The 11,969-nt window shown below is 63.7% G+C and carries 11 protein-coding genes and 1 pseudogene; 5 read left to right on the top strand and 7 right to left on the bottom strand.

Going from position 1 to position 11,969, the window contains the following annotated elements; all coding sequences use genetic code 11:
- The first annotated feature begins 147 nt into the window (after positions 1-147).
- Positions 148-1,469, top strand: a pseudogene (locus PMI20_RS26675) (MFS transporter).
- Between the two features lie 131 nt (positions 1,470-1,600).
- On the opposite strand, the gene PMI20_RS26680 reads toward PMI20_RS26675, so the two are convergent.
- The gene (locus PMI20_RS26680; RefSeq protein ID WP_007931223.1) at positions 1,601-2,356 is read right to left on the bottom strand and encodes a COG4705 family protein; all 756 of its coding nucleotides are present in this window, start codon (positions 2,354-2,356) and stop codon (positions 1,601-1,603) included.
- A gap of 373 nt (positions 2,357-2,729) precedes the next feature.
- On the opposite strand from PMI20_RS26680, the gene PMI20_RS26685 reads away from it, so the two are divergent.
- Positions 2,730-3,155, top strand: a complete 426-nt coding sequence (locus tag PMI20_RS26685; protein WP_007931225.1) for a hypothetical protein — start codon at positions 2,730-2,732, stop codon at positions 3,153-3,155.
- Positions 3,156-3,298: 143 nt separating this feature from the next.
- Entirely contained in the window at positions 3,299-3,928 is a 630-nt protein-coding gene (locus PMI20_RS26690; RefSeq protein WP_007931227.1) for a flavin reductase family protein, read from the top strand.
- A gap of 43 nt (positions 3,929-3,971) precedes the next feature.
- Here PMI20_RS26690 and PMI20_RS26695 read toward each other — a convergent pair whose 3' ends face one another.
- Together PMI20_RS26695 and PMI20_RS26700 are read right to left on the bottom strand one after the other, a co-directional pair.
- On the bottom strand, positions 3,972-4,244 hold the full coding sequence (locus PMI20_RS26695) for a hypothetical protein (protein ID WP_037035873.1): 273 nt from the start codon (positions 4,242-4,244) through the stop codon (positions 3,972-3,974).
- Between the two features lie 9 nt (positions 4,245-4,253).
- Positions 4,254-4,619, bottom strand: a complete 366-nt coding sequence (locus tag PMI20_RS26700; RefSeq protein ID WP_007931229.1) for an antibiotic biosynthesis monooxygenase family protein — start codon at positions 4,617-4,619, stop codon at positions 4,254-4,256.
- A 331-nt stretch (positions 4,620-4,950) separates the two neighbouring features.
- On the opposite strand from PMI20_RS26700, the gene PMI20_RS26705 reads away from it, so the two are divergent.
- On the top strand, positions 4,951-5,880 hold the full coding sequence (locus PMI20_RS26705; RefSeq protein ID WP_007931230.1) for an AraC family transcriptional regulator: 930 nt from the start codon (positions 4,951-4,953) through the stop codon (positions 5,878-5,880).
- Positions 5,881-6,012: 132 nt separating this feature from the next.
- Here the strand turns inward: PMI20_RS26705 and PMI20_RS26710 are convergent, their stop codons facing one another.
- Positions 6,013-7,461 carry an aldehyde dehydrogenase family protein gene (locus tag PMI20_RS26710; RefSeq protein ID WP_007931231.1) on the bottom strand — a complete coding sequence of 483 codons (1,449 nt, stop codon included), beginning with the start codon at positions 7,459-7,461 and terminating at the stop codon, positions 6,013-6,015.
- Entirely contained in the window at positions 7,458-9,095 is a 1,638-nt protein-coding gene (locus PMI20_RS26715) for a 5-guanidino-2-oxopentanoate decarboxylase (RefSeq protein WP_007931233.1), read from the bottom strand. Before PMI20_RS26715 ends, PMI20_RS26710 begins: the two co-directional genes overlap by 4 nt.
- Positions 9,096-9,248: 153 nt before the next feature.
- On the opposite strand from PMI20_RS26715, the gene PMI20_RS26720 reads away from it, so the two are divergent.
- Positions 9,249-10,130, top strand: coding sequence for a LysR substrate-binding domain-containing protein (locus PMI20_RS26720; protein ID WP_007931235.1), 882 nt, complete (start codon positions 9,249-9,251; stop codon positions 10,128-10,130).
- Between the two features lie 158 nt (positions 10,131-10,288).
- Here the strand turns inward: PMI20_RS26720 and PMI20_RS26725 are convergent, their stop codons facing one another.
- Together PMI20_RS26725 and PMI20_RS26730 are read right to left on the bottom strand one after the other, a co-directional pair.
- The gene (locus tag PMI20_RS26725; RefSeq protein ID WP_007929793.1) at positions 10,289-10,903 is read right to left on the bottom strand and encodes an NAD(P)-dependent oxidoreductase; all 615 of its coding nucleotides are present in this window, start codon (positions 10,901-10,903) and stop codon (positions 10,289-10,291) included.
- Between the two features lie 76 nt (positions 10,904-10,979).
- Positions 10,980-11,864 (bottom strand): MBL fold metallo-hydrolase, encoded by an 885-nt coding sequence (locus PMI20_RS26730; RefSeq protein ID WP_007929792.1) that lies wholly within the window; start codon positions 11,862-11,864, stop codon positions 10,980-10,982.
- Positions 11,865-11,969: the final 105 nt, after the last annotated feature.

Raw genomic sequence — 11,969 nt, forward strand, 5'->3', positions numbered from 1 at the left:
CCTTCCAGCAATGAGCGGATTTCCGCTCATTAAAATCTCCAGACCCTTCTAAACCGGGCCTTTCGGCTCCTGGCACAGCTCCTGCTATAGCTCCAGCAGGCTGCGTTTCGGCGCGCTCCACAAAAACAATTAAATGAAGGATCCGTCATGGATAACTCGCAAACCCTGCCTCTTGGGTCGGCAGCTGCGCCTGCCAAAGAAAAGACCACCGCCAGCCGCCTGAAATCGATCTTCAGCGGTTCGGTCGGCAACATGGTCGAGTGGTACGACTGGTACGTCTACGCCGCCTTCTCCCTGTACTTCGCCAAAGTCTTCTTCCCCAAGGGCGACACCACCGCGCAACTGCTGAACACCGCCGCGATCTTCGCCGTGGGCTTCCTGATGCGTCCGATCGGCGGCTGGCTGATGGGGCTCTACGCTGACCGCAAGGGCCGCAAGGCCGCGTTGATGGCCTCGGTGCTGCTGATGTGCTTCGGCTCGCTGATCATCGCCCTGACTCCGGCTACGAGACCATTGGCGTCGGCGCCCCGATCCTGCTGGTCCTGGCGCGCCTGATGCAGGGCCTGTCGGTCGGCGGCGAATATGGCACCTCGGCCACCTACCTCAGCGAGATGGCGACCAAGGAACGTCGGGGCTTCTTCTCCAGCTTCCAGTACGTGACCCTGATCTCCGGCCAGCTCATCGCCCTGGCGGTCCTGATCGTGCTGCAGAACGTGCTGACCACCGAAGAGCTGCAATCCTGGGGCTGGCGCATTCCGTTCGGCATCGGCGCCCTGTGCGCGATCGTCGCGCTGTACCTGCGTCGTGGCATGGAAGAAACCGAGTCCTTCACCAAGAAGAAGGAAAAGCCGAAAGAAAGCCTGATGCGCACCCTGATGCGTCATCCGAAAGAGCTGATGACCGTGGTCGGCCTGACCATGGGCGGCACCCTGGCCTTCTACACCTACACCACCTACATGCAGAAATACCTGGTGAACACCGTCGGCATGAGCATCTCCGACTCCACCACCATTTCCGCAGCAACCCTGTTCCTGTTCATGTGCCTGCAACCGGTGGTCGGCGCGCTGTCGGACAAGATCGGCCGCCGTCCGATCCTGATCGCCTTCGGCATCCTCGGTACCCTTTTCACCGTGCCGATCCTCACCACCCTGCACACCGTCCAGAGCTGGTGGGGCGCGTTCTTCCTGATCATGGCGGCGCTGATCATCGTCAGCGGCTATACCTCGATCAACGCGGTGGTCAAGGCCGAGCTGTTCCCGACCGAGATCCGCGCCCTGGGCGTGGGCCTGCCCTACGCGCTGACCGTATCGATCTTCGGTGGCACCGCCGAATACATCGCGCTGTGGTTCAAGAGCGTCGGCATGGAAACCGGTTACTACTGGTATGTCACCGCCTGCATCGCCGTGTCGCTGCTGGTCTACATCACCATGAAAGATACGCGCAAACACTCGCGGATCGAGACTGACTGACCGGCAAAAAAAAGCGCGAGGGTGCAAGGCCCTCGCGCTGTGGTGTCATCAGGTAAAGCCTATCGCGGGCAAGCCTCGCTCCTACAGAAGCGGGGCTTGCCCGCGATAACCGCAACGCGATGCGCGGATCATCACCCCAATTCAGCTGCCACCTGCCGCTCGCTACGGTTCTTGTAGTACGAAGCCCCGGCAATCATCACCAGCAGAATCCCCGCCAATACCGCCGACGAACCGATAGTGCCGAAGTCCAGGCCGCCCTTTTCCAGGGGCTTGGTCAGGAAGTCGCCCAGGGTCGCGCCGAACGGCCGGGTCAGCACGAACGCCACCCAGAACAACAGTACCGAGGAGATCCGGGTGCAGTACTTGAGCACGACCACCAGGGCGATGGTCGAGCCGATCAGCAGTGCGCCGCCGGCAAAACCCAACCCCGAGTCGTCCGCCAGGTAGTCCCCCAGCGCCGTGCCCAGGGTGTTGGAAAACAGGATCGCCAGCCAATAGAACAGCTCGCCGCGCAGGGTCTGGATCTTGTTGACGTTGAGCGAATCTCCGCTCAGGCGCCAGACCGCGAAGATCGCCAGCAGGATCGCGATCAGGATCGCCGAGCCGGTGGCGTAACCCAGGCCCAGGGTGCGGTCCATGAAGTCCGACATGGTGGTGCCGGCGGTGCTGGTGGAGAGGATCACAATCCAGTACAGCACCGGGTTGTAGGTTTTCGAAAACAGCTGGGTGACCAGGGTCAGCAGGAACACGCTGATCAGGATCATCGAGCTGATGGCGTAGCCGACATTCAGGGTCATCGACAGCAAGTCGCCGGCGGTTTCCCCGAGGGTCGTCGCGCAGATTTTCATGACCCAGAACGCCAGGGTGATCTGAGGGAGTTTATTCATTCGTTGCAGTGCTCCAGGGCTCGAGTGAAGACGGTCCGTCTTGGACTTCTATGTGGGAGCGAAGGCTGCGGGGCGAGCGGTGAAAAATAGGTAAGGGGTGTATGAAAAAACCGTTGAGCAGGTTTTTTCAGTGGTGCGGGCAGGTTAATGACCGGTTAATGCCCAGCCCTCACTCTGCCTCCATCGAAATCGGTGTCGGCGCGTCAAACGCGGCAGAAGCAGGCAAGAGGCCTTATGCAGTGATTCTTGACGCCACAAGCATCTATTAATTCGATATTTTTAAGCATTTATTTGCGCTTTTTAATCAAATTAACTGGCGTAGTATCCATTTCACACCCACTGCACAAAACTCACCGAACCTGGAGTGACCCTCATGAAAAGCAAACTGATCCTCGCCCTGACCCTTTCCGTACTGGCTGCCAATACCTTTGCCGCCGATGGTTACGACCGCACCGGCTCGGCTACTTTCACCTCGGGCAGCTCGGCCAGCGCCAGCCTGGCTTCCGACGGTTTCGATCGCACCGGTACCGCTGACGCTATCGCCTCCGATGGCTTCGACCACACCGGTACCGCAGGCGCAATCGCTTCCGATGGTTTCGACCACACCGGCACCGCTGACGCAATCGCTGCCGACAGCTTCGACCACACCGGTACCGCAGGCGCAATCGCTTCCGATGGTTTCGACCACACCGGCACCGCTGACGCAATCGCTGCCGACGGCTTCGACCACACCGGTACCGCAGGCGCAATCGCTGCCGACGGCTTCGATCGCACCGGGACTGCCGCCGCCATCGGCTAACCCTCAGGGATGCCCCGCAGCCCGGCTTCGGCCGGGCTTAGTTGTTTATGGCCCGGGGAAAACCGCACGCCGCAAGGCTGGCATTCACTTTCAATGGCTTGCACTATGGCGGCCTTCCCTCTTTGTCCGCGCAAGAGCCCATCATGTCCGAAGACATCCATTACTACGAACCCGCCCAGGGCCACGGCCTGCCCCACGATCCGTTCAACGCCATCGTCGGCCCTCGCCCGATCGGCTGGATCTCCTCCCAGGACCAGCAAGGTCGGCTGAACCTGGCGCCCTACAGTTTTTTCAACGCTTTCAATTACATTCCACCGATCATCGGCTTCTCCAGCGTCGGTCGCAAAGACAGCCTGAACAACATCGAGCAGACCGGCGAGTTCGCCTGGAACCTCGCCACCCGCCCGCTCGCCGAGCGGATGAACCAGAGCTGCGCGGCCGTGCCGGCCGAGGTCAATGAGTTCGAACTGGCGGGGCTGACGCCCGTGGCCTCGAAAGTGATTGCGGTGCCGCGGGTAGCCGAAAGCCCGGTGTCCTTCGAATGCAAGGTCACGCAGATCATTCAACTGCAGCGCGCGGATCAGGAGTTGGTGCCCAGCTGGCTGATCCTCGGCGAAGTGGTCGCCGTGCATATCGCCAAGTGGCTGCTCAAGGACGGGATATACGACACCGCCGCGGCAGAGCCGATTCTGCGCGGCGGCGGGCCGGCGGATTATTTCCAGCTGGGGCCAGAGGCCTTGTTCAAGATGTTCCGCCCGGGGGCGGTCAGGTAGCTGCTCAAACCAACTAGCTGCTCAGATCAGGTAGCGACCCGGATCAGGCCGTTGCCCAGGCCAGTTCGCCGTCTTCGGTCACGTCGATCAACTGCTCAAGCTTCTGCGCGGCAGCCTGGTCGGCGTCATGGGCGGTCTTGAATTTCTGGTCGTCGAGGACCTTGTGAAAGCGCGGTGCCCCTGAACCACCCAGGGCCTTGACCGCGATGGCGGCGCTGTAGCCCCCTTCACCTGGAACCACGGCGGAAACCGCTTCGTATGCTGCAAACTCTTTACGTGCCATGTTGCTGGTCCTGGCCAATGGAAAGTCGGCCATTCTAAACCCTCAGCTGGCCAGTTGGTGTACCGGTGCCCCGTTCAGTTGCGCGTATTCGCCTTCGGCCTGGGCCGCCGAGACGTCTCTGAAAGTATGGAAATCCAGGCTGTTGACCACCAGGTCCTGGACCAGCTCGGCGAAGATCGCCATGGCCGGCGAACAGAAGTAATCGGTCATCGCCTGCTGGCTGCTCCAGAATCCGGATATCAGCCACAGGTCAGCGTCGCACTGCGAATGCTGCAAGGCGAACTGCAGGCAACCTGTGGCCTGGCGGGATGGTTCAATCAGACTGCTCAAGCGAGCACCCAACTCCGTTGAGCGGCCGGCGCGGGCGCGAACGAATGCCATGTGGCTGACGGGAATATGCGTGGACATGTGCGACCCTCCCAGGGTGGTGTCGAGGCAGCCATGGGACGGGCTGCGACAGGATCCAAGATTAAGCGCCCGGCGTAATGCTCGTTAGTCGATTCCTGCCGGCCTATTGCACAATCCTGCGAGTCTTGCCCGGGAACGCCGAATCCTGCCCGACAAGCGGAAAAAAACCACAACGTTGTTTCAAGCAAGTGACAGCCCGCACACAGGACTCGGCTCTACTCACGCGCACACGCGTGGCAGGATCAGGCAAGATTTACGCAGGAATCGCCTACCCCTGGCGCTTGCACAAATTTAAGCTGTGGCCATTCGCAATCTTCTCGGAGGGGCCTTCATGTCATCGCTCGAAACCCAGCAGCCGCCACTGGATGCGGAAATGGAAAAACAGCGGGCGGAGCTGGCCGGGATCATTGCTCGCAATACCGGCGAAGACGGCAGCTATGCCACGGCGATCCAGTCGCTGTTCGTCTCGCGCTACAGCCACTCCCACGATTTCGCCTCGGTGCTGGCCCAGCCGGCCCTGTGCATCATGGCCCAGGGGCGCAAGGAAGTACGGCTGGCCGACGAGGAGTTCAACTACGACCCGCTCAACTACCTGGTGGTCTCGGTTTCCATGCCGTTGAGCGGGCGCCTGGCCGATGTCTCGCCGCTGGAACCGGTCCTGGCCCTGCGCCTGGACATCGACCCGGCCGAGATCAGCACGCTGATCGCCGATGCCGGGCCGCTGGGGGTGCCGAACCGTCCTGTCGGCCGCGGCCTGTATGTGGAACGCCTGGACACGCCGATGCTCGACGCCGTGCTGCGCCTGACCCGCCTGCTGGACACGCCCAAAGACATCGCCATGCTCGCGCCGCTGATTCGTCGGGAAATTCTCTACCGGCTGTTGCGCAGTCCGCAGGGCCATCGGTTGTATGAGATCGCCATCGCCAACAGCCAGAGCCACCGGGTCAGCCAGGCCATCAAGTGGCTGAACGGCAACTACGAGCAACCGCTGCGCATCGACGATCTGGCGCGAGGGGTGAACCTCAGCGTGTCCACCCTGCACCACCGTTTCAAGGCCATGACCGCCATGAGCCCCTTGCAGTATCAGAAGCAACTGCGCCTGCAGGAAGCCCGGCGCCTGATGCTGACTGAAGGGCTGGAGGCGTCCGCCGCCGGGTACCGGGTCGGCTACGAAAGCCCTTCGCAGTTCAGCCGCGAATACAGCCGCCAGTTCGGCGCCCCGCCGCTGCGCGACATGGCGCGCCTGCGCAGCAGCGTCTGACTCCCCCTTGTAGGAGCGAGCTTGCTCGCGATAGCCGCAAGGCGGCGCTCTATCTGTCGCACGGCGTCATCCTTGACCCGCATCGCGAGCAAGCTCGCTCCTACAGAGAACCATCTCGCTCCAAAAGACTGTTTACTGCGCGCGAACCACGTGCTTGATCTCCTGGAACGCCTGCAACCCCCAAGGCCCCAGCTCGCGGCCGATGCTGCTCTGCTTGTAGCCGCCCCAGGCGGTCTGCGGGAAGATCACTTGCGGTGCATTGATCCACACCAGCCCGGCCTGCAAGGCATTGGCGACTCGCTCGGCGTTCGGCACATCGGCGCCGACCACACTGGCCACCAGGCCGAATTCGCTGTCGTTGGCCAGCGCGATGGCCTCGGCCTCGCTGGCGAAACTGCGCACGCAGAGCACCGGGCCAAAGATCTCCTCACGCCACAGCGCACTGTCGAGGGGCACTTCGGTGAAAATGGTCGGCCGTATAAAAAAGCCGCGCGCGCGGTCCGCCGGGCGCTCGCCACCGCATACCAACTTGGCCCCGACACTCAGCCCGCGATCGATATGGCCCAGCACGCGCCGGTATTGCGCCTGGTTGACCAGCGCGCCCATCTGCACGTCCGGATCGAAAGGGTCCGCCACCCGAATCGCCTCGGCCCGCGCCTTGAGGCGCAGGAGGAATTCGTCCGCCAGTTCGTCGGCCACCAGCACCCGGCTGGTGGCGGAGCACATCTGCCCGGCGTTGAAAAAACCGCCGCCGCAGGCCAGCTCCACCGCCAGTTCGAGATCGGCATCGGCCAGCACCAGCAGCGCAGATTTGCCACCCAGTTCCAGGCTCACGCCCTTGACCGTCTCCGCCGCGCGCTGCATGACCTGGACCCCAACCGCATTGCTGCCGGTAAAGGAAATCTTCGCCACCCGCGGATCGGCCGCCAGCGGCGCGCCCACCGCCAGGCCGGTGCCGCAGACCAGGTTGAACACACCCTTGGGCAAGCCGCTCCGGGCGATGATCGCCGCCAGCTCCAGTTCCGGCAGCGGGGTGACTTCCGAGGGCTTGAGCACCACGCTGCAACCGGCGGCCAGGGCCGGCGCGAGCTTCCAGGCGGTGGTGACCATCGGGAAATTCCACGGCACGATCAGGCCGACCACGCCACAGGGCTCACGCCGCACACGGGCGCTGAAATCATCGCTGGGCAGCGGCACATCGCGGTCCTGGGCGGCGTCCAGGCCTTCGGCCAGCCCCGCGTAATACTCGAAGGTAGCAATCACGTCGTCGACGTCGATGGCCGCTTCGAATTGCGGCTTGCCGTTGTTGCTCGACTGCAGGTGCATCAGGCGTTCACGACGCTCGGCGACACCGGCGGCGATCCGCCGCAACACCGCGCCACGCTCGGCGCCGCAGGTGGCGGCCCACTCGGCGAGCCCGGCCTGGGCGGCACTTACCGCCTGCTCGACGCTGTGTTGGTCGCCGCCACCGACCACGGCCAGTGGCTCTTCGGTAGACGGATTGATCACCGGCAACCGCTCGCTGCCGGCATGCCACTGGCCATCGATGTACAGGCCGTTCAACAGGTTTGTCGGGTTCATGCCTGCACCGCCCGCATCCAGCCAGCCTGGTCGATTTCGATCAGGGTCGGGCCCTGGCGATCGCTGGCCGCGCGCAACGCATCGCGCAATCCGTCGATGCTGTCGATGGCCTCGGCGGCGCAGCCCAGGGCCTTGGCCACGCCGATGAAGTCCGGCGTGTAGATGTCCACGCCCACCGGCTCGATGTCGCGGTTGACCATGTATTTCTTGATCTCTTCATAGCCCTGGTTATTCCACAGCAGCACGATGATTGGCGTGCGTGCTTCCACCGCGCAGGCCAGTTCCGACAGGGTGAACTGCAGGCCGCCGTCGCCGATCAGGCACGCCACCGGGCCCCGGGCCTTGCGTTCGGAAGCGCCACCGAGCCAGGCGCCGATCGCCGCCGGCAAGGCATAACCCAAGGTGCCGTAGCCGGTCGAGGAGTTGAACCAGCGGCGCGGACGCTCGGGGTTGAAGGTCAGGTTGCCGCTGTACACCGGCTGCGTGGAGTCGCCGACGATGACGATCTCCGGCAGCTCCTGCAGGACGGTTTCGAGGAACAGGGTCTGCGCCCGGGTCGGTGCGTCCCACTGCTGCTCCAGTGCGCTACGCAGGGCAGCGGCACGGGCCGCGCCCCAGGCGCTGTCGCGCTCGCTCAGCGGTTGTTTGCCCAACTCGGCCAGCAAGGCTTCGGTTGCGCTGTGCGCGTCGGCCACCAACGCCACTTTCGGCGGATAGTTGCGCACGGTCTGGTCAGGATCGATGTCGATGCGCAGCAGGGCGCCAGGAATCTCGAAACCACCAGCGAAAGTCACGTCGTAATCGGTTTCGGCCAGCTCGGTGCCGATGGCCAGGACCACGTCGGCATCGGTCACCAGGGCGCGGGTCGCCACCAGCGACTGGGTCGAACCGATCAGCAGCGGGTGCCGCGACGGCAGCATGCCCTTGGCATTGATGGTCAGGGCCACGGGCGCCTGGAGCGATTCGGCGAGGCGGGCCAGGGACGCGGCGGCATTGATCGCGCCACCGCCGGCGAGGATCAGTGGACGCCTGGCGCCCGCCAACAGCTGGCTCATCCGCGCGATGGCGGCAGGCGCGGCACCGGCCCGGGCAATGCTCACCGGCTCGCTGTCGAGCAGGTCGTCGGCCTCCTCCACCAGCACGTCGAGGGGGATTTCGATGTGCACCGGGCGCGGGCGACCGGCCTGGAACAGGGCGAAGGCGCGGGCCAGCACACCCGGCAGTTCCGCCGCGGACATCAGGGTATGGGAGAACGCCGCCACGCCGCCCACCAGGGCGCCCTGGTTCGGTAGCTCATGCAGCTTGCCGCGGCCGCCGCCAAGCTGGCTGCGCGATTGCACGCTGGAGATCACCAGCATCGGAATCGAATCGGCGTAGGCCTGGCCCATGGCGGTGGTGATGTTGGTCATGCCCGGGCCGGTGATGATGAAGCACACCCCCGGCTTGCCGCTGGTACGGGCATAGCCGTCGGCCATGAAACCGGCGCCCTGCTCGTGGCGCGGCGTGACATGCCGGATGCTCGAACGGGCCAGGCCGCGATACAGCTCGACGGTGTGCACCCCGGGAATGCCGAAGACCTGCTCGACGCCATAACCTTCGAGTAACTTGACCAACACTTCGCCGCACGTCGCCATGTCTTGCCCTTCTTGTTCGCTTGAGACGGTGTGCCTGGCTGGCCGCTGCATGGCCAGGCACGGGGAAGGCGTCATTGGAACGGGCCGCGTGTAGCGGGAACAATGGATAAAAAGTCATACTCGCCATGTCCTCACGTCATGCCTTGGCCCTTTATGAAACGCCTCCCGCCCTTGCCCGCGCTGCACACCTTTCTGATCACCGCGCGCTGCTGCAACTTCACCCACGCGGCCGAGCAGCTGCATATCACCCAGGGTGCGGTGAGCCGGCAGATCGCCGGCCTGGAGAGTCACCTGGGTTATGCCTTGTTCCAGCGCCAGGCCCGCGGCCTGAGCCTGACGGCCGAAGGCCGGGAATGGCTGCCACGGGTGGAACAGGTGTTCAGTCTGATCAGCGAGGGGGTGGAACAGGTCGGGGTGAACCGCGACACCCTGCAACTCAAGGCGTCCACCTGTGTGATGCGCTGGTTGTTGCCGCGCCTGATGCAGTGGCAGAAAGAGCGACCGGACGTGCCTGTGCGGCTGACCACCACGGTGCAGCATGGGGTGGACTTCAGCCGCGAGCAATTCGACGCCGCGGTGATTTACGGTGCCCCGCCACCTTCCACCCTCGGGGCCTATCACCTGTTCGACGAACAGCTGACGCCGGTGTGTTCACCTGCATTGCTCGACGGGGCGATAGCGCTGAAGACCCCGGCCGACCTGCAGCAACACATGCTGCTGCACCCGACCCTGGATACCCATGACTGGAATACCTGGCTGAAAGCCTCGGGGACGGTGCTGAACAACATCGGCAAGGGGCAGCATTTCGAAACCCTGGACCTGGCGATGTCGGTCGCCTCCCAGGGGACGGGAGTGGCCATTGGCGATTGGGCATTGATCGGCGAAGACCTGAGCGCCGGGCGGCTGGTCATGCCATTTGAATTGAAGGTCCGTACGGGGCTGGGCTACTACCTGGTGCACCCCGATCGCTCGGCACCGTCGCCGCAGTTGCGGGCGTTGCTGGACTGGCTGGTGGAACAGGCCCGGGCCAGATAGCCCTGTAGCCCTGTAGCCCTGTAGCCGCTGGCGCAGCCTGCGATCGAGCGCGTAGCGGTCGTAATCCAGTCAACACGTTGTACCTGCAAAAACGCGGTATCTGGTTTTACGACTGCTGCGCAGCCGATCGCAGCCTTCGCCAGCGGCTACAGGATGTCTCAGTAACCGACCGTGAAACGCTGGCGGGAGTGCTTCGGTGTTTCCAGCTCATCGATCATGGCGATGGCGAAGTCGGCGAAGGTGATCCAGCTCTTGCCTTCGGCGCTCACCAGAAGGTGGTCCTGGCCCAGGCGGAACTGCCCGCGGCGCTCGCCTTCGACGAACTCCGCCGATGGCGACAGGAAGGTCCAGTCCAGCTCTTTTTCCTGGCGCAGGGTATCGAGGAACACACTGCCGGCACTGGCTTCGGCCTTGTATTCGTCCGGAAAACCGGCGGCATCGATCACCCGGCTGCCGTCGGGCAACAGCAACGAACCGGCACCGCCCACCACCAGCAGGCGTTTGACCCCGGCCTTTTTCACCGGCTCGATCACTGCCTTGGGCGCGATGGTGGAAAAGTGCGCCGCGCTGATCACCGCATCGTGACCGGCGATCGCCGCTTGCAACGCGGCGCCGTCCAGCACGTCGACCGCCTTGCTCACCACACCGGCGCGATTGCCGATTTTCGCCGGGTTACGGGCAATCGCGGTAACGCTGTGACCACGACGCAGAGCTTCTTCCAGCAGTTGGCTACCGGCACGGCCGGTGGCCCCAATGATTGCGATCTTGCTCATGACAGTTCTCCAGTTCCGATAAGTGACGCAAAGCCTTACAGGGAGTGCCCCCGCGCCAGGCGCGGGGACGGTCGAATCACCACTTCATTTCGCCCTTGGCGACCTTGGCGCTCAGCTCCAGGGAGCTGTCTTCGCCCAGGTCCGGGTAACGCTTTTTCATCGCCGCGATCAGTTCGGCGGAATCCTTGGCCTTGGCGGTTTCTTCATCGAAGGCCTTGATGTAGTCGGCGGTGAAATGCACCGGAGCCAGGGAGCGGGCGCTTTCGCCCAGGTAATGGCCGGGCACCACGGTCTGGGGTTTCAGCGCGGCGATGGTGTCCAGGGTGGTCAGCCAGTCCTTGTGGGATTGCGCGGTCTGGGTATCGGCCATCCACACATGGATGTTTTCCGCGACCACCACGCCACCGACGACCGCCTTGATCGACGGGATCCAGACGAAGGTACGGTCAGGTTGCTTGCCGTCCAGGCCGATGATGTCCAGCTTCTGCCCTTCCAGGCTCAGGCTGTGGCCCTTGAGCACGCCCGGCACAATGGTCTTGGCCGGCACGTCGGCGCCCATTTTCGGGCCCCAGAATGCGAGCTTGCCGTCGACCGTGGCCTTGATGTGCTCGACGGTCGGCTGCGACGCCACGACCTTGGCCTTGGGGAAGGCCCGGGTAATGGTGTCCAGGCCGAAGTAGTAGTCCGGGTCACCGTGGCTGATGTAGATGGTGGTCAATTGCTTGCCGCTGGCGCGGATCTTCTCCACCAGTTGCTCGGCCTGGGATTTGCCGAACTGCGCATCCACCAGGATCGCTTCCTTCTTGCCGCTGACCAGCACCGAGGTCACCGGGAAAATCGCCGCGGCGCCCGGGTTGTACACATCCAGGCTCAGGGCCGGCTCGACGGCGGCGGCATGGGCGGCGAAACCCAGGGTGGCGGTGGCCAGCAGCAGGCGCTTGAGTGAGGTGAATCCGATCATGTGCAGCTCCGATGGTCTGTCGGCCGTAAGTGGCCAGGGGTAGGTGGCGATAGGTAAGTGGCGATGGAGATGAAGCTTAGTTGCCGCACTCGTTACAAAAAATGC

It is taken from the genome of Pseudomonas sp. GM17 (assembly GCF_000282175.2).
GTDB lineage: Bacteria > Pseudomonadota > Gammaproteobacteria > Pseudomonadales > Pseudomonadaceae > Aquipseudomonas > Aquipseudomonas chlororaphis.